Origin of the sequence: Curtobacterium sp. VKM Ac-2887, assembly GCF_015350935.1 — a bacterium.
GTDB lineage: Bacteria > Actinomycetota > Actinomycetes > Actinomycetales > Microbacteriaceae > Curtobacterium.
In genome coordinates this window covers 59,511-78,010 of record NZ_JADKSB010000016.1, presented here as the reverse complement: position 1 = coordinate 78,010, position 18,500 = coordinate 59,511, and the positions used below count along the sequence as shown (strand labels likewise).

20 protein-coding genes and 1 tRNA gene are annotated in these 18,500 nt (G+C 70.6%); 14 read left to right on the top strand and 7 right to left on the bottom strand.

The features are described 5' to 3' along the window. Window positions 1-90: 90 nt before the first annotated feature. Entirely contained in the window at window positions 91-609 is a 519-nt protein-coding gene (locus tag ITJ69_RS16355) for a DNA modification methylase (RefSeq protein WP_159570325.1), read from the bottom strand. Between the two features lie 155 nt (window positions 610-764). Here ITJ69_RS16355 and ITJ69_RS16350 point away from each other — a divergent pair, with 155 nt between their 5' ends. From ITJ69_RS16350 to rlmB, 4 genes are read left to right on the top strand one after another with little or no spacing between them, the layout of a single operon-like run. Further along, the gene (locus ITJ69_RS16350) at window positions 765-1,247 is read left to right on the top strand and encodes a CarD family transcriptional regulator (protein ID WP_017888066.1); all 483 of its coding nucleotides are present in this window, start codon (window positions 765-767) and stop codon (window positions 1,245-1,247) included. 41 nt (window positions 1,248-1,288) lie between these two features. Continuing rightward, window positions 1,289-2,479 (top strand): 2-C-methyl-D-erythritol 4-phosphate cytidylyltransferase, encoded by a 1,191-nt coding sequence (ispD, locus tag ITJ69_RS16345; protein WP_194673343.1) that lies wholly within the window; start codon window positions 1,289-1,291, stop codon window positions 2,477-2,479. An 18-nt stretch (window positions 2,480-2,497) separates the two neighbouring features. Then, window positions 2,498-3,907: a cysteine--tRNA ligase gene (gene cysS / locus ITJ69_RS16340; RefSeq protein ID WP_123671505.1), complete on the top strand. Its 1,410-nt coding sequence runs from the start codon at window positions 2,498-2,500 to the stop codon at window positions 3,905-3,907. A gap of 28 nt (window positions 3,908-3,935) precedes the next feature. Then, the gene (gene rlmB, locus ITJ69_RS16335) at window positions 3,936-4,946 is read left to right on the top strand and encodes a 23S rRNA (guanosine(2251)-2'-O)-methyltransferase RlmB (RefSeq protein ID WP_123936859.1); all 1,011 of its coding nucleotides are present in this window, start codon (window positions 3,936-3,938) and stop codon (window positions 4,944-4,946) included. 399 nt (window positions 4,947-5,345) lie between these two features. On the opposite strand, the gene ITJ69_RS16330 is transcribed toward rlmB, so the two are convergent. Continuing rightward, the gene (locus ITJ69_RS16330; RefSeq protein ID WP_123293300.1) at window positions 5,346-6,656 is read right to left on the bottom strand and encodes a DUF4032 domain-containing protein; all 1,311 of its coding nucleotides are present in this window, start codon (window positions 6,654-6,656) and stop codon (window positions 5,346-5,348) included. Between the two features lie 88 nt (window positions 6,657-6,744). Further along, the gene (locus ITJ69_RS16325; RefSeq protein WP_123293301.1) at window positions 6,745-7,845 is read right to left on the bottom strand and encodes an ABC transporter ATP-binding protein; all 1,101 of its coding nucleotides are present in this window, start codon (window positions 7,843-7,845) and stop codon (window positions 6,745-6,747) included. Window positions 7,846-8,109: 264 nt separating this feature from the next. Here ITJ69_RS16325 and ITJ69_RS16320 point away from each other — a divergent pair, with 264 nt between their 5' ends. Continuing rightward, window positions 8,110-9,060 carry a DsbA family protein gene (locus tag ITJ69_RS16320; protein ID WP_194673342.1) on the top strand — a complete coding sequence of 317 codons (951 nt, stop codon included), beginning with the start codon at window positions 8,110-8,112 and terminating at the stop codon, window positions 9,058-9,060. Between the two features lie 3 nt (window positions 9,061-9,063). On the opposite strand, the gene ITJ69_RS16315 is transcribed toward ITJ69_RS16320, so the two are convergent. After that, window positions 9,064-9,957: a neutral zinc metallopeptidase gene (locus ITJ69_RS16315; protein ID WP_131846054.1), complete on the bottom strand. Its 894-nt coding sequence runs from the start codon at window positions 9,955-9,957 to the stop codon at window positions 9,064-9,066. Window positions 9,958-10,069: 112 nt separating this feature from the next. Between ITJ69_RS16315 and ITJ69_RS16310 the strand changes: the two genes are divergently transcribed. Continuing rightward, the gene (locus tag ITJ69_RS16310; protein WP_194673341.1) at window positions 10,070-11,212 is read left to right on the top strand and encodes a glycerol dehydrogenase; all 1,143 of its coding nucleotides are present in this window, start codon (window positions 10,070-10,072) and stop codon (window positions 11,210-11,212) included. Window positions 11,213-11,238: 26 nt separating this feature from the next. On the opposite strand, the gene ITJ69_RS16305 is transcribed toward ITJ69_RS16310, so the two are convergent. Beyond that, window positions 11,239-11,937: an NAD(P)H-hydrate epimerase gene (locus ITJ69_RS16305; RefSeq protein WP_173168847.1), complete on the bottom strand. Its 699-nt coding sequence runs from the start codon at window positions 11,935-11,937 to the stop codon at window positions 11,239-11,241. Between the two features lie 34 nt (window positions 11,938-11,971). On the opposite strand from ITJ69_RS16305, the gene ITJ69_RS16300 reads away from it, so the two are divergent. The 3 genes from ITJ69_RS16300 (at window position 11,972) to ITJ69_RS16290 (ending at window position 14,812) form a co-directional block, all read left to right on the top strand. Then, entirely contained in the window at window positions 11,972-12,751 is a 780-nt protein-coding gene (locus ITJ69_RS16300) for an alpha/beta fold hydrolase (RefSeq protein ID WP_111085229.1), read from the top strand. 81 nt (window positions 12,752-12,832) lie between these two features. Then, on the top strand, window positions 12,833-13,864 hold the full coding sequence (locus ITJ69_RS16295; RefSeq protein ID WP_111085228.1) for an aldo/keto reductase: 1,032 nt from the start codon (window positions 12,833-12,835) through the stop codon (window positions 13,862-13,864). 240 nt (window positions 13,865-14,104) lie between these two features. Continuing rightward, window positions 14,105-14,812 carry a DUF3800 domain-containing protein gene (locus tag ITJ69_RS16290; RefSeq protein ID WP_159570302.1) on the top strand — a complete coding sequence of 236 codons (708 nt, stop codon included), beginning with the start codon at window positions 14,105-14,107 and terminating at the stop codon, window positions 14,810-14,812. Window positions 14,813-14,916: 104 nt separating this feature from the next. Here the strand turns inward: ITJ69_RS16290 and ITJ69_RS16285 are convergent. Together ITJ69_RS16285 and msrB are read right to left on the bottom strand one after the other, a co-directional pair. Further along, a tRNA-Thr gene (locus ITJ69_RS16285) sits at window positions 14,917-14,992 on the bottom strand. A gap of 37 nt (window positions 14,993-15,029) precedes the next feature. Then, a complete protein-coding gene (msrB, locus tag ITJ69_RS16280) occupies window positions 15,030-15,437 on the bottom strand; it encodes a peptide-methionine (R)-S-oxide reductase MsrB (RefSeq protein WP_123293306.1) in 408 nt (135 codons plus the stop codon). A gap of 65 nt (window positions 15,438-15,502) precedes the next feature. Here msrB and ITJ69_RS16275 point away from each other — a divergent pair, with 65 nt between their 5' ends. The 5 genes from ITJ69_RS16275 to ITJ69_RS16255 all read left to right on the top strand — a co-directional run bounded on the left by ITJ69_RS16275 (window position 15,503) and on the right by ITJ69_RS16255 (window position 18,495). After that, window positions 15,503-15,976 carry a GNAT family N-acetyltransferase gene (locus ITJ69_RS16275; protein WP_194673340.1) on the top strand — a complete coding sequence of 158 codons (474 nt, stop codon included), beginning with the start codon at window positions 15,503-15,505 and terminating at the stop codon, window positions 15,974-15,976. Then, window positions 15,976-17,055, top strand: a complete 1,080-nt coding sequence (locus ITJ69_RS16270; RefSeq protein ID WP_194673339.1) for a DUF2332 family protein — start codon at window positions 15,976-15,978, stop codon at window positions 17,053-17,055. The genes ITJ69_RS16275 and ITJ69_RS16270 overlap by 1 nt, the downstream gene beginning before the upstream one ends. A 96-nt stretch (window positions 17,056-17,151) precedes the next feature. Then, on the top strand, window positions 17,152-17,508 hold the full coding sequence (locus ITJ69_RS16265) for a DUF3263 domain-containing protein (protein ID WP_248703981.1): 357 nt from the start codon (window positions 17,152-17,154) through the stop codon (window positions 17,506-17,508). After that, window positions 17,505-18,110 (top strand): LytR C-terminal domain-containing protein, encoded by a 606-nt coding sequence (locus ITJ69_RS16260; protein WP_111085223.1) that lies wholly within the window; start codon window positions 17,505-17,507, stop codon window positions 18,108-18,110. The genes ITJ69_RS16265 and ITJ69_RS16260 overlap by 4 nt, the downstream gene beginning before the upstream one ends. 181 nt (window positions 18,111-18,291) lie before the next feature. Then, a complete protein-coding gene (locus ITJ69_RS16255) occupies window positions 18,292-18,495 on the top strand; it encodes a cold-shock protein (RefSeq protein ID WP_111085222.1) in 204 nt (67 codons plus the stop codon). Window positions 18,496-18,500: the final 5 nt, after the last annotated feature.

Below are 18,500 nucleotides of genomic sequence, written 5' to 3'. Positions count from 1 at the left end.
CCCGGTGCGAGTCCCTGGGACTCGCACCGGGCCTCCTGTCTGAAGCGGTGGCGCTGGCGCGTCTGACGCGGTGGCGCTTGCGCGGTGCGGCTACTCGCCGTCCGTCGGCGTGGCCGACGGGGTCTCGACCGGCAGCGTGATCTGGCCGGACGGCTCGGGGGTCGAGGTCGGCGCGAGGGTTGCGTACTCCTCTTGCGCGGTGGTCAGCACCGGCACGTTGGCCGAGACGCCCTCGGCGTCGGGGTAGGAGAAGTACACCTTGACGAGCGAACCGGGCTTCGCGTCCGCGCTGTCGAAGTCGAGGGTGTCGTGCTGCGAGTCGTTCGCCAGGTCGACGTGCGAGTTCGCCGGCACCAGCACGGTCTCGGTGTCGCCACCGATCTCGACCGACACGGTGATGCCGTCGGTGTCGGAGTTGTTCACCAGCGTGCCGATGAACCGCGCACCCTCGCCGTCGTCCGAGATGAGGATGGCGTTCCGCACGTCGACCTTGCCGGTCGAGACGTTGACGCCGTCGGTGATCTGCTTGATGTCGACGGTGTGCGCGGGCGACATGAACTCGCACCCGGTGGCGCCCAGCGCGATGGTTGCCGCAACGGCGACGGACACGAGTACCCGAGCTCGCAAGAGATTCCTCCGTAAGTCGATGAGGACCAGACGGTCCCGCTCCATCTTAGCGATCACCGGGAAGGCCCAGTGCTGAGGGTCCCCTTACCCGAACACCCCTTGTGGTAAACTGGAAGTCTGGGAACGGAGCCTGATACATGCAATTCGAGGTCGGCGAGACCGTCGTCTACCCCCACCACGGGGCGGCAACCATCTCTGAAGTCAAGACGCGCGTCATCAAGGGCGAGGAAAAGGTCTACCTGAAACTGCGGGTCACGCAGGGTGACCTGACGATCGAGGTACCGGCGGACAACGTCGACCTGGTCGGAGTCCGCGACGTGATCGGCAAGGAAGGGCTCGACAAGGTGTTCGAGGTCCTCCGGGCGCCGTTCACCGAAGAGCCCACCAACTGGTCGCGCCGGTACAAGGCGAACCTCGAGAAGCTCGCTTCCGGGGACGTCATCAAGGTCTCCGAGGTCGTCCGCGACCTCTGGCGACGCGATCAGGACCGCGGCTTGTCCGCGGGTGAGAAGCGGATGCTGGCCAAGGCGCGGCAGATCCTGATCTCCGAGTTGGCCCTGGCCGAGAAGACCGACGAGGACAAGGCATCGACCGTCCTCGACGAAGTCCTCGCGTCCTGAGCGCACTGCACACCACGACGACCGCACGGTTCCCCAAAGGGGTGGACCGGGCGGTCGTCGTCGTTGCAGCCGGGTCCGGAACCCGGCTCGGCATCGGTACCGCGAAGGCGTTCGTGCCCGTCGCGGGGCAGCTCATGCTCGCGCGGGCGCTCGAGCCGCTTTTCACGTTGTCGGCTCCGACGCTGGTCGTCGTGGTCGCGCCGTCGACCATGCTCGAGGAGTGCCGTCAGGTGGTCGCCTCGGTCGCGGGCGCTGCGGTCGCGTACACGGCGGTGGTTCCGGGAGGCACGGATCGCCACGGCTCGGTCCAGGCCGGCCTGGGCGTGCTGCCGGACTCCGTCACCGCGGTGCTGGTGCACGACGCGGCGCGGTGCCTCACGCCGGCCGCGCAGTTCGACCGGGTGTTCGACGCGGTCGAGGGTTCGGTCGCGACCGGCACCGGTGACGGCGTCGTCCCCGCGCTCCCCGTCACCGACACGGTCAAGCGGGTGTCCGGCGACGTGGTCGTCGAGACCGTCGACCGGTCCGCGCTCGTCGGGGTCCAGACGCCGCAGGGCTTCCCACTCGACGCACTCCGACGGGCGTACGCGGTGTCGACGCAGTCCGAGACCGACGACGCCGGCGTGTTCCAGGCGGCCGGTGGCACGGTGCGCTTCGTGCCGGGTGACGCCGATGCCTTCAAGATCACGACGCCGTGGGACCTCGGACGAGCAGAGTCGATCGTCCGGTCGCGCGCCACGGCCCCGGGTGACCCCGGTGGCTCGGCGGTCCGGCTCGGGCTCGGGGTCGATGTGCACGCGTTCGACGTCGAGTCGCCGTGCCGCGTCGGCCTGCTCGACTTCCCCGGCGAACCCGGCCTCTCCGGGCACAGCGACGGTGACGCCGTGGCGCACGCGGTGTGCGATGCCCTGCTCTCCGCGGGTGGCCTCGGTGACATCGGTGGGACGTTCGGCACCGCGGACCCCGCCTACGCCGGAGCCGCCGGGGACGTCTTCATCCGCGGTGCAGTCGGGCTGCTCGCCGACGCCGGCCTCGTCCCCGTGTCGGTCACGGTGCAGGTCATCGGGAACCGGCCGCGCATCGGGGCCCGTCGTGCGGAGATGCAGGACGCCCTGTCCGCCGTCGTCGGTGCCCCCGTCGCGGTGTCCGGCACGACGACCGACGGCCTCGGGTTCACCGGCCGGGGCGAGGGGCTCGCCGCGATCGCCACGGCCGTCACCCGACCGGCCTGACGTCCTAGGCTTGGGATCGTGACCGTTCGCCTCTACGACTCCCGCGCCGCAGCCGTCGTCGACCTCGTCCCCCTGGTCGACGGACAGGTCAGCGTCTACGTCTGCGGTCCGACGGTGCAGTCGTCGCCGCACATCGGACACCTGCGCTCGGCCCTGGTCTACGACATCTGGCGCCGCTGGCTGACGTACCGCGGTCTGCGCGTCACCCTCGTGCGGAACGTCACCGACATCGACGACAAGGTGCTCGACCTGGCCGCCGGCACCGACGAAGCGTGGTTCGCCCGCGCCTACCGCGTCGAGCTCGAGTTCACCGCCGCGTACAACGCCCTCGGCATCCTGCCCCCGACCTACGAGCCGCGGGCAACAGCGAGCGTGCCGCAGATGCACGACATCATCACGAAGCTCATCGACCGCGGTCACGCCTACGTCGCCGCCGACGACTCGGGCGACGTCTACTTCGACACCGGCAGCTGGGAGTCCTACGGGGCGCTCACCCGGCAGCGTCGCGAGGACATGGTCGAGGCTGCCGACGCCGACCCCCGTGGCAAGCGCGACGCCCGCGACTTCGCGCTCTGGAAGGGTGCGAAGCCCGGCGAGCCCTCGACCGCGTCGTGGGACTCCCCGTGGGGCCCCGGTCGTCCGGGCTGGCACATCGAGTGCTCCGCCATGTCGCGGCGGTACCTCGGTCCGGCGTTCGACATCCACGGCGGCGGACTCGACCTGCGGTTCCCGCACCACGAGAACGAGCTCGCGCAGTCCACCGCGGCGGGCGACCCGTTCGCGTCGTACTGGTTGCACAACGGGCTCGTCACGGTCGAGGGCCAGAAGATGTCGAAGTCGCTCGGCAACTCGATCTTCGCCGCCGACTTCCTGGCCGCTGCCCGTCCGGCCGTGGTGCGGTACTTCCTCGGCGCCGCGCACTACCGATCCTCGATCGACCACCACGACGGCTCGTTGGCCGAGGCCGAGGCCGCCTACGACCGCATCGACGGGTTCCTGCAGCGGGCCGAGGTGCGGCTCGAAGGCGTGCACCTCGCCGACGCCCCCGCTGTGCCGGACGCCTTCGCCGCCGCGATGGACGACGACCTCGCGGTACCCCAGGCGCTGGCCGTCCTGCACGAGACCGTGCGCACCGGCAATGCCGCCCTGGACGCCGACGATGCGGAAACGCTCGGGGTCGCGTACCATCAGGTGGCCGCCATGGTAGAGGTCCTCGGCATCGACCCGCGAGCCGCCCACTGGTCGGGGGGCGGTCAGGACACCTCGGCAGGCCCGCTCGCCGCTCTCGTCGAACGCCTCGTGCAGGAGCGCGCGGACGCCAGGGCAGCACGGGACTTCGCTGCGGCCGACCGCGTGCGCGACGACCTCGCCGCCGCGGGCATCACGATCGAGGACACGCCGTCCGGAACACGCTGGAGCATCGCCTGAACACGGCAGTGCCGAACAGGAGCTACGCATGAAGAACGTCTCGGGAAGCAAGAAAGGTCGGCCCGGCGCCGTCCGCACCGGTCGCAAGGGCAACAAGCAGGTCGGTTCCGGTGGTCAGGGTGCCCAGGCGCTCGAGGGTCGCAAGCCGACCCCGAAGGCCGAGGACCGGCCGTACCACCCCGCCGGCAAGCGCAAGGCGGCGAAGGACCGCTTCGAGGCAGCCAAGGGCCGTCACGGTTCCTCGAGCACCCCGCAGGGCCGCACCGGTCGTCCGCCGGCCCGGAAGACCGATGACTCCGAGCTCGTGACCGGACGGAACTCCGTGCTCGAGGCGCTGCGCACGAAGACCCCGTCGACGACGCTCTACATCGCGTCGCGCATCGAGGTCGACGACCGCGTCAAGGAGATCCTGACGCTCGCGAACCACCGCAGCGTGCCGATCATCGAGCTCATGCGCCCCGAGCTCGACCGCATCACCGGCCACGACAGCGTGCACCAGGGCGTCGCGCTCAAGGTGCCGGCGTACCAGTACGCCGTGTCCGAGGACATCGTCGAGCAGGCCTTCTCGCGCGACCAGGTCCCGCTGCTCGTCGCGCTCGACGGCATCACCGACCCGCGCAACCTCGGTGCGATCATCCGCTCGACCGCCGCGTTCGGCGGACACGGCGTCATCGTGCCGCAGCGTCGTTCGGTCGGCGTCACCGCGTCGGCGTGGAAGACCTCCGCCGGCGCCGCGGCCCGCACGCCCGTCGCGATGGCCCCGAACCTCACCCAGACGCTGAAGTCCCTCAAGTCGATGGGCCTGTTCGTCCTCGGTCTGGACGGCGACGGCGACGTGGAGCTCGACGGCCTCGCGCTCGCCGACCGCCCGATCGTGATCGTCGTCGGTTCCGAGGGCAAGGGCCTGTCGCGCCTGGTCACCGAGACCTGCGACGCCATCGTGTCGATCCCGATCTCGAGTGCGACCGAGTCCCTCAACGCCGGCATCGCCGCGAGCGTCACCCTGTGGGAGGTCGCCCGGCGCCGTCGCGCCGAGTAAGCCCCGGCGCTTCGTTCCTGCGTGCGGTGCCGGCCGGGTCAGGCCGGACGGGTCAGGACACGTCGGATGATGCCCGCCGTGTGGTCACGAGTCGTCGCCGCGCGACGCCGTAGGCAACGGTCCGTGACCGGCCGACGTGCACCTGGCGGGGTGTCGTGACCGCTCGACGTCCAACGGCATCACCGGCGGTGCAGGCGTGACGGTCTGGAGGGCCGGCGCCGGTCTCCGGGACGCACGCCGGGCCTCCAGGCGGTCGCGTTCACGGGCCCCGAACGGTCACGACATGTCGGCCGGTGTCCTCCGGGTGGTCGCGAGTCGTCGCTGCGCGACGCCGCCGGCGACGGTCTGTGACCAGTCGGCACCCACCCGGCGGAGTGTCGTGACCGACCGGCGACCGGGTCAGACGGTGGTGCGCCAGTCCTGGACGTCGGCGTCGTCGTCGGCGGGTTCCGCGTCGTCGACCACGGGGATCGGCAGCGTCATCGACGACGTCGGCGGATTGATGAGCAGGCGCTCGTCGCGGCGGTGGCGCAGCACGTCGTTGATGTACGCCGTGGTGGCCTCGGGCAGCGAGACCGACCGCTCCTCTTCCTGCGACATGAACCAGCGGTGCTCGAGCAGTTCGTGGAAGACCTCCGCGGGTTCGAGGCGACCGCGCAGGTCACGGGGGATCGAGCGGACGACGGGCTCGAAGACCCGCGAGACCCACTCGTGCGCCACCATCTCCTCGTCGAGTTCGTCGCGGCCGTTGCGTGCCCGGTACGAGTCGAGGTCGTTGAGCAGGCGTCGGGCCTGGTTCTCGCCGGCGTCCAGGCCGGTCAGCCGCAGCAGGCGTCGCTGGTGGTGTCCGGCGTCGACGACCTTCGGCTGGATCCGCACCTGCGAACCGCCCTCGGTCGTGTGGATCGAGAGCTCCTCGATGTCGAAGCCGAGCTCGTTGAGCCGCTCGACGCGGTCGTTGATGCGCCAGCGTTCCTTGATGTCGAACTGCTCGGTGCCCGTGAGCTCGGTCCAGAGCGTCCGGTACTGCGCCACGATCCGGTTGGAGACGTCCACGGGGTCGGCGTTCTCGTCGAGACGGCCGCCGGCCTCGAGGTCGAGGAGCTCGCCGGCGATGTTCACGCGCGCGACCTCGAGGTCGTTCTCGCGCTGCCCGTTCGACAGCCCGCCGGGGTAGAGCTTGCCGGTCTCGGCGTCGACCAGGTACGCGGCGAACGAGCCCGCGTCGCGACGGAACAGCGTGTTCGAGAGCGACACGTCGCCCCAGTAGAAGCCGATGACGTGCAGCCGGACGAGCAGCAACGCGAGGGCGTCGACGAGACGGGTCGCGGTCTCCGGGCGCAGGGTCTGCGAGTACAGCGCGCGGTACGGCAGCGAGAAGCGCAGGTGCCGCGTCACGAGCACGGGGTGCAGCTGCTCGCCGTCCGCGTCGACCCGACCGGTGATGACGGCGACGGGGTCGACGCACGGCACGTCCATGCGCTGCAGCGTGCGGAGCATCTCGTACTCGGAGCGCGCGATCTCCTCGCCCGTCTCCTTCACGGCGGCGACGTACCCACTCAGGTGCACGAAGCGCACCAGGTGCCGTGAGATGCCCTTCGGCAGGGCCACGATGGTCTCGTCCGGCCAGTCCGCCAGCGGCAGGTCCCACGGCAGGTCGAGCAGGCCGGGGTCGACGGTTGCTGCGGTGATGGACATCGAGTCGGGCACGGTGGATCCTTCGGTGTCGTGGGGGACAGCCGAGAGCCCGCGACCCGCCCTTGTGAGGCGGCGCGGGCTCTCGGGGAGTGCGCTTCGGTTACGCGCTGACGACGGCCTTGTCGTCCAGGCGCTCGCCCGACTCGGTGTCGAAGGCGTGCACGTGGCCCGACTTCGGCGTCACCACGATGGTGTCACCGATCGACGGGTGCGAACGGCCGTCCACGCGGGCGACGATGTCGACGCGCGTGCCCTTGACGTCGGCGTGACCGTAGAGGTAGCCGTCGGCGCCGAGTTCCTCGACCACGTCGACCGTGACCGGCAGGCCTTCGCCCGACTGCGCCACGACGACGTCCTCGGGGCGGATGCCCACGGTGATCTGGGCGGAACGCGCGTTGGAGAGCGTGTCGCGGTCGATCGCGTGGTTGAGCGTGCCGAACTTGATGCCGCCCTCGACGACGTCGGCCGGCAGCAGGTTCATCGCCGGCGAGCCGATGAAGCCCGCGACGAAGACGTTGTTCGGCTTCTCGTACAGGTCGCGCGGCGTGCCGACCTGCTGCAGGATGCCGTCCTTGAGCACCGCGATGCGGTCACCCATGGTCAGTGCCTCGGTCTGGTCGTGCGTGACGTAGACCGTGGTGACGCCGAGACGACGCTGGAGCGACGCGATCTGCGTACGGGTCTGGACGCGGAGCTTGGCGTCGAGGTTCGACAGCGGCTCGTCCATGAGGAACACCTGCGGCTGACGGACGATCGCACGGCCCATCGCGACGCGCTGACGCTGACCACCGGAGAGCGCCTTCGGCTTGCGGCCGAGGTAGTCCTCGAGGTCGAGGAGCTTCGCGGCTTCCTGCACGCGGGTGGCGCGCTCGTCCTTGCCGACACCGGCGATCTTGAGCGCGAAGCCCATGTTCTCGGCGACGGTCATGTGCGGGTACAGCGCGTAGTTCTGGAACACCATCGCGATGTCGCGGTCCTTCGGCGGGACGTCCGTGACGTCGCGGTCGCCGATGCGGATCTGACCGGAGTTGACCTCTTCGAGGCCGGCCAGCATGCGGAGCGAGGTGGACTTGCCACAACCCGAGGGGCCGACGAGGACGAGGAACTCGCCGTCGGCGACGTCCAGGTCGAGGGAGTCGACCGCGGGACGGTTGCCTCCGGGGTAGAGACGGGTTGCCTTGTCATAGGTGACGGACGCCATGAGCGTTCGGTCCTTTCTTCACCGGCAGGTACGTGCCGGACGATCCGAGTGAAGCGGTCAGCCCGCGAGGGCCCCGGATGGTCGTCGTCGACCATCGAGGTTCATACAACACGAGTTCTCGCGGGTGCGCCAGTGTTTTCCCCCTGGCCGGTCGGTTCCCAGAGCGTGGTTGGGTGGTTCCCAGAGCGGCCCACTACAATCGCCGGGTCCGTCCGCCGAGCGGGGGTAGGTCGTGCGGACGCCGATCAGGAGGACGACGCACCGATGACCAACCGCCCCGAGGGTGACGCCCGCGCCGCGCGGAACGAGCGCCGCGAAGCCGCCCGACAGCGAGCGCAGCGCCACAGGACACAGCAGAAGCGCCGCCAGCGCGGCACCCGGCTCGGACTCCAGATCGGACTCGGTGTCGTCCTGCTCGCAGCGGCCGCCGTCGTCACGCTCGTCCTGGTCGACTCCGTGAAGCCGGCAGGCCCCGGACCCTCGACCATGTCGCAGGGCGGCATCACCCTCGGCGAGGGGCTCAAGCCTGTGACCGCGTCGAGCAGTGCATCGCCGAGCGCCTCGACCACGGCCGGTGCGGGCACGGTGAGCATCACGCTGTACGTCGACTACCTCTGCCCGACCTGCGGCGAGTTCGAGCAGGCCAACGGCGACTACATCGAGAGCCTCGTCGACTCCGGGGCCGCCACCGTCGACATCCACCCCGTCGCGATCCTGTCGAACCGCTCGCAGGGCACGAAGTACTCGCTCCGCGCGGCGAACGCTGCGGCCTGCGTCGCCGAGCACTCGCCGGACCAGTTCTACGCGGTCAACAAGGCGCTCTTCGCCGAGCAGCCGGAAGAAGGCACACCCGGGCTCACCGACGCGCAACTCACCAAGGTCGTCACCGGGGTCTCCGGCCTGCAGGACCGCCGGGCCGTCACGAGCTGCATCGCCGACCAGGACTACAGCAAGTGGGTCGACGAGCAGACCACCGCGGTGTCCGGCGGGGACATCCCCGGGTCGACACTGAGCGACTTCCCGGGCACGCCACTGGTGCTCGTCAACGGGCAGCGGTACGAGCTCACGTCGCCGATCACGAACGACGACTTCCGCACCTTCGTGGTCACCGCGGCCGGTGCCACCGAGGCGACGCCCACCCCGACCCCCACGCCGAGCGCGACGCCGGCCCGCACGCGGAGCGCGACACCGACGCCCACGCCGACGAAGGGCTGATCGCTACAGCGACGACCCGGGGACGCTGAACGTGTCACAGCTCGTCGCGCCCTGCTGGTAGCCGCGGACGAACCACTTCTGGCGCTGCTCACTCGAGCCGTGCGTGAACGAGTCCGGATCGACCCGGCCGCTCGAGCGCTCCTGGATGCTGTCGTCGCCCACGGCGCTCGCGGCGGACAGGGCATCGGCGATCTCGGACCGGCTGATCGGCTCGAAGAAGGTCTCGCCGTTCGCGTCCTCGGTGTTCGCCGCGTCGCCGACCCAGGCGCCGGCGTAGCAGTCGGCCTGCAGCTCGACGCGGACACTGCCGGACGACGCCCCGGTGCCCGATCGGTCCGTGCTCGCGAAGGCACCCTGCAGCTGCTGGATGTGGTGGCCCCACTCGTGCGCGACGACGTACATCTGCGCGAGCGGCCCGCCCGACGACCCGTACTTCGACTGCAGGTCGTCGTAGAACGCGGTGTCGAGGTAGATCGCGCGGTCCGGCGGGCAGTAGAAGGGCCCGGTGGCGGCGGACGCCTGACCGCACGACGTGTCGGTCGAGCCGTCGAACAGGAAGAAGTCCGGCGCCGTGTACGAGATCCCGAGTTTCCGGGCCTCGGCCGTCCAGTAGCCGTCGAGTGACTCGGCGGCGCCCTCCATCCGGCACTCGACCTTGAGGTTGGCGTCACGCCCGGTGCGGCACTCAGGGGCGGCGTCGACCGGCTGGTCCTGCTGCTGGATCTGCGTCGTGCCGCTGCCGCCGTCGACGAACCCGCTGAGGTCGACGCCCGTGAACTGCGCGATCAGGAAGACGACGATCGCCGTGACGCCGACGGCACCGCCGCCGACCGCTGCCGTCCGACCCCGGCGCTTCACCCTGCCGCCCTTGAGCTGCGAATCGTCGTTGAACGTCATGCCCCCGAATGTACGGCCCACGGGACTCGCACGCCGCATGCATGCCCCGCGCGTACCGTCTGGGACGTCGGCGACCCCGACACGTGTCGTACAACCGGAAGGAACCGCAACCATGGCCACTCCCATCAGCACCGTGATGAGCCCCGCCCGCTACGTGCAGGGCAAGGACGCGATCACCCGCGTCGGCGAGTTCATCGCCCCCATCGGCCAGCGCCCCCTGATCGTCGCCGACGACGTCGTGTGGGGCATCGTCGAGGCCGCGGTGACGAAGAGCTTCCAGGCGGCCGACCTGCGGGTCGAGCGGGTCGGCTTCGGTCGCTTCGCGACGCCGAAGGCGGTCGACGACCTCGTCGAGCAGATCCGGTCGACCGACGCGGACGTCATCGTCGGGCTCGGCGGCGGTTCGGCGATCGACGCGGCCAAGGCCTCCGGGCACCTGGCCGGCATCCGCTGGGCGAGTGTCCCGACGGCGGCGAGCACCGACGCCCCGACCTCGGCGCTCGCGGTGATCTACTCCGAGGAAGGGGAGTTCATCGAGTACCGGTTCTTCCCGCACAACCCCGACCTCGTCCTCATCGACACGAAGCTCGTCGCGAACGCTCCCGTCCAGTTCCTGGTCGCGGGCATCGGCGACGCCCTGGCCACCTGGGTCGAGGCCCGTGCCGCCAAGCGTGCGAACGCCGACACCATGGCCGGCGGGCTGCAGACCGAGACCGGCGTCGCGCTCGCCGAGCTGTCCTGGAAGCTGCTGCACGAGAACGCCCTGCAGGCCATCGAGGCCGTGAAGGCCGGGGTCGTCACGCCCGCGCTCGAGAAGGTCGTCGAGGCGAACACCCTGCTGTCGGGCCTGGGGTTCGAGTCCGGCGGACTGGCGGCAGCGCACGCGATCCACAACGGACTGACCGCCGCTCCGCAGGCGCACGGCTTGGCGCACGGGCAGAAGGTCAACATCGGCACGATCGCGCAGCTCGTGCTCGAGGGTGCACCGGCCGAGGAGATCGAGGACTTCGTCGTCTTCACCACGAAGGTCGGCCTGCCGAACACCCTGACCGAGATCGGCCTGACCGTCGACGACACGACGGAGCTCCGCGCCGTGGCCGAGGCCGCGACCGTCGAGGGCGAGACCATCCACAACATGCCGTTCCCGGTCACGCCGGAGCTCGTGGTGGACGCGCTCATCGCCGTCGAGGGCATCGCGCGGAGCATCCGCGCCGAGCACGGACTGCCGGAGCCGGTCCTGTACCAGCACCACTGAGGGACGGCTGCGCTGACGGATCGGGGTCAGGTGCGGACCAGCGGCTCCATCGTCGCCAGGTCCGCACCGATCCCGACGTCCACCAGCTCGATCCGTCCGGCGAGGGTGGCGGCCGGCCCCGTCAGCAACCCGGCCTTCACCCCGCCGAACGTGACCGTGACGTCGGCGTGCAGGACGTGGTCGTCCGCGATCCCGCCGGTGTCGACGTCGATGCCGCTCGGCACGTCGACGGCGACGACGAACGGTGCGCGCTGGTCGCGGGCGAGTTCACGGATGGCGTCGACGACCTCGCGGGCGGGGGAGCGGAGGGCCGCAGGCCCCTGCACCCCGATCCCGAGGATCGCGTCGAGCACCAGGTCGGCGTCGAGTGCCGCGTCCGTCACCGCAGCCTCCGGTCCGGCAGGATCATCGAGGAGGCGCGCCCCGGTGTCCAGCGCCGCTGCCAGGCCCGCCTCGTGCACGCGTGAGCCGACGCGCAAGACTGCCACGTGCCTCCCGGCCGCCGCCAGCCGCGCACCCGCGAACAGGGCGTCACCACCGTTGTCGCCGCTGCCCACCAGCAGGAGGACGGACCCCGGTCCGTCGCCCGGCCGGACGGCCGGATCGTCGAGCAGGTCGCCGACGATGCGGGCCAGCCCGTCGGCCGCTCGTTGCATGAGGGGCTCACCCGCATCGAGGTGCGGCCGCTCTGCCGCCCGGATCTGGTCACCGCCGTAGCCGTCCATGGCGACCACAGTGCCCCGGTACCCTGGAGGGGACATGTCACTCGTCCCCGAAGCGCCCCGTCCCCGCATCGTGATGTCGCCCGACGGCCTCCGGATCGCGACCTACGACTTCGGCGATCCCGACGCCCCTGCGGTCGTCGCGGTGCACGGGTTCGCCTCCGGTGCGGTGCTGAACTGGCACGCCTCCGGCTGGACCCGCGACCTCGTCCGCGCCGGGTACCGCGTGCTGGCGTTCGACCAGCGCGGGCACGGCGCGAGCGCGAAGCCGCGCGACCCCGGTGCGTACTCGATGGACCTGCTCGTGGCGGACGTCACCACCGTGATCGACACGTACCTGCTCGACGAGGTCGCGTTCCTCGGGTACTCGCTCGGTGCACGCGTCGGGTGGCACACCGCCGAACGGCTGCCGGACCGCATCACCCGCGCGGTGTTCGGCGGGATCCCCGACGCCGACCCGATGCGCCGCGTGCGGGTCGACCAGGCGAAGGCGTACCTGGCGGACGGCACCCCGATCGAGGACCGCGTGACCAACGGCTACCTGACCATGGCGGGGAACGTCGAGGGGAACGACCTCGCGGCGCTCGTGGCGATGGTCGAGGGGATGCGGAACAGCATCGAGCCGACGCCCGACAACGCCCCCGCGCAGCCGATCCTGATGGCCGCTGGCAGCGAGGACGGCATCCGCGACAGCGCCGTGCGGTTGGCGCAGGCGGCCCCGGACGCGTCGTTCTTCGAGATCCCGGGGCGCAACCACTTCAACGCGCCGACGTCGCGGGCGTTCCGCGAAGCCGCGCTGGCGTTCCTGCGCTCCTGACCGGCGCGCGTTGTCCGCCCCGCGCTGAGGGGTACTCGTAGGTCCTCGCTGTCGCCGGACACCGCGCGTACCGTCCCCGCCATGGACTACAGACTCCTCGGCAACAGCGGGACATCGGTGTCGACGCTGACCCTCGGCACCATGACGTTCGGCAGCGAAGCCGACGAACCCACCTCCCACACCATCATCGACACGTTCGTCGCGGCCGGCGGCACCCTGATCGACACGGCCGACGTCTACTCGGGCAACGAGTCCGAGCGGATCATCGGCCGCTGGCTGGCGGCGCACCCCACCGAGGCGCAGCAGGTCGTCCTCGCCACCAAGGGCCGCTTCCCGCAGGGTGACGGACCGAACGACGTCGGCCTGTCGCGCCGGCACCTTCGAGTCGCCCTCGACGCCTCGCTCGAGCGCCTGGGCGTCGAGCACATCGACCTGTACCAGATGCACGCCTGGGACGCCCTGACGCCGATCGAGGAGACGCTCCGGTTCCTCGACGACGCGGTCTCCGCCGGCAAGATCGGGTCCTACGGGTTCTCGAACTACCTCGGCTACCAGATCACGAAGGCCGTGTACGAGGCGAAGGCGCACGGTTGGGCGCCGCCGGTCACCCTGCAGCCGCAGTACAACCTGCTCGTCCGCGACATCGAGCACGAGATCGTGCCCGCCAGCCTCGACGCCGGGATCGGCCTGCTGCCCTGGTCGCCCCTGGCCGGAGGCTGGCTTTCCGGCAAGTACCAGCGCGACGAAGCCCCGACCGGCTCCACCCGCCTCGGCGAGAACCCGGCACGCGGCATGGAGGCCTGGGAAGCGCGGAACGGTGACGAGCGCACCTGGGCCGTCCTCGACGCGGTGTCCGCGGTCGCCGACGCGCACGGCGCCTCGCGGTCGCAGGTCGCCCTCGCCTGGCTGCTCGCCCGGCCGGCGGTGACGAGCGTGATCCTCGGCGCCCGGACCGTGTCCCAGCTCGAGGACAACCTCGGTGCGGCCGACCTCGTGCTGACCGACGCGGAGCTCACGCAGCTCACCGACGCCAGCGCGCCGCGCATCGACGACTACCCGTACGGCACCGCGGGTGTCGCACAGCGGGGGCGCAAGATCACCGGCGGGCGCTGAGGATCCGTGCACGTTCGTGCGGATTCGCGCTGATGTGGGTTCCGGGTGTGGACGCACGGTTCGGTGAGGTGTCATCCTCGTCGCACGACCGGCTGGTTACCGCGTCCAGCGCCCGGAACACTCCCTGATCCGTGTTCCACACGCGCCGATGCCCCGGGTGAGTGATCACCCGGGGCATCGCTTCGTGCTCGGCAGTGCGTCGCGATCCCCGCCGCGCATCGTGTACGGCAGTATTCCAGCGTGCTGCTCTGTTTCGTTGACGAATCGTTCAAACCGGACCTCTACGGGTTCGGCGCCGTGATGGCGGATGCCTCGCAGACCCGTTGGCTCACGCAACGCATGCACGAGATCGTCGCCGCGCTCCAGGAGTACGGCGTCGAGCCGCAGACGGAGCTCCACGCCCATCCGATCTTCCACGGAAAGGGAGCATGGAGCGGGGTGCCTCCGCGCGTGCGCGTGAAGGTGTTCCTCGACGTCGTCGAAGCCGTTGTTGCCTCCGGCGCGACCGTGTTGCTCCGCGGCGCTCGGCCGGAGCAACTCCGCCGTTACCAGGACACGCGTGGGTTCCGCGATCGGCACACTCCGGAGCAGGTTGCGTTCCAGCACCTGCTGCAACGGGTGGACAGGAGGGCCGGCGACCTGGAGATGCACGCCCTGGTCATCGCGGACGAACGGTCGGATCGGGACCGTCATCGTGAGCGCTTCGCGGTGTACCAGGCCTACGGGACCCCGGGAACGTACATGCAAACCCGGCTTGAACGGCTTCTCGACACGGTGCACTTCGCGCCGAGCCACTACTCGAGGATGCTGCAGGTCGCTGATCTCGTCGCGTTCGTCTGGGTGCGGTCCCAGACCGTCGACGAACGGGATCATCGTCAGGCGCGGGTCCTCTCTGCACTCGTCTCGGACATCGAGAGCTGCGCGTACAGCGCGGGGGTCTGGCCCTGACGAGTGCGGAGTGGGAGAAGCCCCGGACGCACGACAGCCCCGCTCGCGGCGGGGCTGAAGGCGGTGCGGGCGGCGAAGAGGTCGCGGCCTGCGAATCCAGTATATGGGGCCGGCAGCGGGACTTGAACCCGCAACCCCCGTATTACAAGTACGGTGCGCTACCAATTGCGCCATGCCGGCTGACGCCGCTCATCTTACCGGTGAGGGCGTCGGGGTCTCACTCGGCCGGCTTCTCCGCGAAGTTCAGCGAGATCGAGTTCATGCAGTACCGGTCGCCGGTGGGGGTGCCGAAGCCGTCGGGGAACACGTGGCCCAGGTGCGAACCGCAGTTCGCGCAACGGACCTCGGTGCGCACCATGCCGAGCGACTTGTCGTCGATCAGCTGCACGGCGTCGGGGTTCACCGACTCGTAGAACGACGGCCAGCCGCAGCCGGAGTCGAACTTCGTGCCGCTCTTGAACAGCTCTGCGTTGCAGGCCGCACAGGTGTAGACGCCGGCACGCTCCTCGTCGAGGAGTTCACCGGTCCACGGCCGTTCGGTCCCCGCCTGACGCAGGACGGCGTACTGGTCCGGGGAGAGGTCCTCGCGCCACTGGGCGTCGGACTTGTCGACGTTGTATGCCATTGTTTCCTCCTGCTTCCGGTCGGGTTCTTCCGGGCACTCCCGACCACTTCAGTAAACTCGCGACGATGTCCGAGCATTCCGTGCACCACGCCCGCTGGACCCGTCTGACGACGGACGAACTGTACGGCATCGTGGTGCTCCGGAACCGCGTCTTCGCACTCGAACAACGGGTGACGGCCGAGGACTTCGACGGCCGTGACCGCGAGCCCGAGACCGAGCACTGGTGGTTCGGTACGGACACCGAAGCGGTTGGGTACCTGCGCCTGATCCGACCGGCTGCGGGCGAGGAGCACCCGGCGGACGCACCGCCGCCGTCCTGGGTGATCGGCCGGGTCGCGACGCACCCCGACCACCGTGGGCACGGTATCGCCGGCCGGCTCGTCGCCGCCGTGCTCGCGGCCCACGGGCACGAACCCGTCGTCCTGCACGCCCAGGAGTACGTCGCTGCGCTCTACGAACGCCACGGCTTCGTCCGGTTCGGGACGCCCTACGACGAAGCCGGCATCCGGCACGTCGGCATGCACCGCCCGGGGCGCTGATGGACACCCTCGGCCGGTACGCCGCCTACGCCGACCGCATCGAGGCCGTGTCCCCGTCCTACGCCGCCTGGGCGCGGTCGCTCGACCCTGCGTTGGTCGCGCTCCTCGACGAGGTCGCCGAGCAGCAGCGGCAGCCGGAACTCTTCTTCGCGGTCGCGCGGCGGCTCGGCGCGGATCCGTCGGACCCCGGTGCGCTGCGCGCGATCGGTCGGGAGGCCCGCCCCGCCCTGGTCGCAGCGCTCGCCTCCGCCACGGTGCAGGCCAACGACCCGCGGCGGCTCGGTCCCGTCGTCCCGCTGTTCGCGGCGCTCGCCGAGCGGGCCTCGCGGCCGCTCGGGTTGGTGGACGCAGGGGGCGCCGCCGGGCTCTGCTCGATCCCGGACCGGGTCACGCTCGACCACCGGACGTCGGAGTCCCGGGTGCCGGCGGATCGCGCCCCGGTGCTGTCGTCGCGCCCCGACTCCTCGGGGCGCGACGACCGCGGCGGGGTGCGCACCGAGCTCGTCCGGATGCACACGGCGGTCGACGACCCGTCGATCCGGCTCGTCGTCGAGGCCTCGGGGACGGTGCCGGCTCCGGCGAGCAGGCCGATCCGCGTCGGTGCGCGGGTGCTGCTCGACCCGAACCCGATCGACATCGCCGTACCGGGCGCGTTCGACCGTCTGGTCGAAGCGGTCCCCCCAGAGGCCCTGGACCGGATCGCCCTGATGCGCGAGGCGGCGCGCGCAACGCTCGCCGTGCCTCCCGTGCGGATCCGGGGCACGCTGCCGGGCGATCTCGACCGTGCACTGGACGCCCTGCCGGACGACGTGGAGCCGGTCGTGCTGACCACCGGCACCCTGGTCTACGTGCCGGGTGCCGAGCGCCAGCGGTTCGTGGACCGCGTCCGTGAACGCGGCGTGCACTGGATCGCGCTCGAACGCACCGGGATCCTGCGCGGTGTGGCGGCGACGCTGCCCGACGAGGTCGACGCGGCGGATCCGGACGCCTTCGCCACGGCCTCGATCGACGGCACCGCGGTCGCCGTCTCGGACCCGTTCGGCACGCGTGTGCGCTGGTTCCGCGACCTGAACCTGTGACCGGTGTTCGCGACAGTCCAGCGCCGTGCCAGGGTCCGGATGCTCTCCGCCCCTACGATGTGCGAGACCCGTTACCCGACCGTGATCGGAACCGCCGTGACCAGCCCCACCGACGAGCACCGTGCTGACGAGCACCGCGCTGACCAGCATCGCGCTGACCAGCACCGCGCTGACCAGCTCAGTGAGCTCGCGCAGCGTGTGCTGTCGTTCGAGCACGACCGGGCACGGCACGACCGCACGAAGGAAGCGGAGATCCGGGTCGAGTTCGAGATGTCGGCGGCGCGCTACTACCAGGTGCTGAACCGCGTGATCGACTCGCCCGCGGCACTCGCGTACGACCCGCAGCTCGTCACCAGGCTGCAGCGGCTCCGCCACGCGCGCACCAGCGCCCGGGCGACGCGCAGCTTCGTCGCGCCCGGTGCTGCTCCCGAAGGACGTGAAGAGGAACGATGAGCACCAGATTCCCCCGTGACCGGTTCGACGACGTCGCCGACGGCCCTCGGGTCGGCGCACACCGCGGTGCCCAGCGCCGCGGCCGTGGCTGGATCGCGTTCGCCTGGGCGGCACTCGCCACCGGTGTGCTCGTCGGCATCGGCGTCCTCGTCCTCGCGCTCCTGAACGGCAGCTACTCGTTCAGCGGCTCGGACTCACCCTCGGCGTCGACGAGCTCGTCGGCCACGTCGAAGCCGTCCGCGTCCGCCACCTCGAAGCCCTCGGCATCGTCGTCGGCCGGGTCGGGTGCCGACTCCGGAGCCGCTGCCGCGACGCCGGCACAGCAGGGCACGACCACCGTCGTCGTCCTGAACGGCACGACGACCACCGGTCTCGCCGCCCGCGCCAGCGCCACGCTGACCGGTGCCGGCTGGCAGGTCGCCTCGACCGGGGACGCCGGCACGACCGGGTCGACCTCGACCGTCGTGTACTACCAGCAGGCCGCACAGGCGGCGGTCGCGCAGGGCATCGCGAAGCAGCTCGGGGTCACCGCCGTGCAGCAGTCGGCAGCGTTCCCGAACGCCGACGTGAGCGTCGTGCTCGGGGCCGACTACACCGGCTGATCCGCATTCCGCGGGCGATTTCCACCCGCATTTGTGACGGTCGTGTTTCGGGCACGTTGATTTCTGACGGAATCGACGTGAAACAACGTCACACCTCTTGCCTGATCGGCGCGCTTCGAGCAGAGTCCCTTGCAGACGACGAACACGTCGTTCGCACAGCAGTACCAGGGAGCAAGAGATCATGGCCAACGGAACCGTGAAGTGGTTCAACGCTGAAAAGGGCTTCGGCTTCATCACCGTCGATGGAGGAGGCCAGGACGTGTTCGTGCACTACTCGGCCATCGACATGTCGGGTTACAAGGTCCTCGAGGAGGGCCAGGCAGTGGTGTTCGACGTCGGCACCGGGTCGAAGGGCCCGCAGGCGGAGGCAGTCCGACCGGCCTGAGCGCA

What these genes read in the sequence shown, in the direction of transcription:
- msrB (WP_123293306.1), bottom strand. Translation starts at nt 15,437, where the DNA reads ATGGCATACAACGTCGACAAGTCCGACGCCCAGTGGCGCGAGGACCTC.
- ITJ69_RS16315 (WP_131846054.1), bottom strand. Translation starts at nt 9,957, where the DNA reads ATGACGTTCAACGACGATTCGCAGCTCAAGGGCGGCAGGGTGAAGCGC.
- ITJ69_RS16310 (WP_194673341.1), top strand. Translation starts at nt 10,070, where the DNA reads ATGGCCACTCCCATCAGCACCGTGATGAGCCCCGCCCGCTACGTGCAG.
- ITJ69_RS16255 (WP_111085222.1), top strand. Translation starts at nt 18,292, where the DNA reads ATGGCCAACGGAACCGTGAAGTGGTTCAACGCTGAAAAGGGCTTCGGC.
- ITJ69_RS16260 (WP_111085223.1), top strand. Translation starts at nt 17,505, where the DNA reads ATGAGCACCAGATTCCCCCGTGACCGGTTCGACGACGTCGCCGACGGC.
- ITJ69_RS16270 (WP_194673339.1), top strand. Translation starts at nt 15,976, where the DNA reads ATGGACACCCTCGGCCGGTACGCCGCCTACGCCGACCGCATCGAGGCC.
- rlmB (WP_123936859.1), top strand. Translation starts at nt 3,936, where the DNA reads ATGAAGAACGTCTCGGGAAGCAAGAAAGGTCGGCCCGGCGCCGTCCGC.
- ITJ69_RS16295 (WP_111085228.1), top strand. Translation starts at nt 12,833, where the DNA reads ATGGACTACAGACTCCTCGGCAACAGCGGGACATCGGTGTCGACGCTG.
- ITJ69_RS16325 (WP_123293301.1), bottom strand. Translation starts at nt 7,845, where the DNA reads ATGGCGTCCGTCACCTATGACAAGGCAACCCGTCTCTACCCCGGAGGC.
- ITJ69_RS16300 (WP_111085229.1), top strand. Translation starts at nt 11,972, where the DNA reads ATGTCACTCGTCCCCGAAGCGCCCCGTCCCCGCATCGTGATGTCGCCC.
- ITJ69_RS16305 (WP_173168847.1), bottom strand. Translation starts at nt 11,937, where the DNA reads ATGGACGGCTACGGCGGTGACCAGATCCGGGCGGCAGAGCGGCCGCAC.
- ITJ69_RS16350 (WP_017888066.1), top strand. Translation starts at nt 765, where the DNA reads ATGCAATTCGAGGTCGGCGAGACCGTCGTCTACCCCCACCACGGGGCG.
- ITJ69_RS16275 (WP_194673340.1), top strand. Translation starts at nt 15,503, where the DNA reads ATGTCCGAGCATTCCGTGCACCACGCCCGCTGGACCCGTCTGACGACG.
- ITJ69_RS16320 (WP_194673342.1), top strand. Translation starts at nt 8,110, where the DNA reads ATGACCAACCGCCCCGAGGGTGACGCCCGCGCCGCGCGGAACGAGCGC.